1 protein-coding gene is annotated in these 279 nt (G+C 52.0%); it reads left to right on the top strand.

Features of this window, described 5'->3' with window-relative positions:
- Nucleotides 1–279, top strand: a 279-nt coding sequence (locus tag RVY79_RS19250; protein ID WP_317466168.1) for an FAD-dependent oxidoreductase, incomplete at both ends; no start/stop codon positions are given.

The following is a 279-nucleotide window of genomic DNA, read 5'->3' as shown; positions in this document are numbered from 1 at the left end:
AAGCTGGGACGCAAGAAAAAAGCCAAAATTACGCTGGTCGATCGTAACCACAGCCACCTGTGGAAACCGCTGCTGCACGAAGTGGCGACTGGCTCGCTTGATGAAGGCGTCGATGCGTTGAGCTATCTGGCCCATGCGCGCAATCATGGTTTCCAGTTCCAGCTGGGTTCCGTCATTGATATTGATCGTGAAGCGAAAACAATCACTATTGCAGAACTGCGCGACGAGAAAGGTGAACTGCTGGTTCCGGAACGTAAAATCGCCTATGACACCCTGGTA

The organism is Chromohalobacter sp. HP20-39 (assembly GCF_033052815.1).
GTDB lineage: Bacteria > Pseudomonadota > Gammaproteobacteria > Pseudomonadales > Halomonadaceae > Chromohalobacter.
The sequence above is the reverse complement of the archived record's forward strand: the minus strand, read 5'-3'. Positions and strand labels throughout refer to the sequence as shown.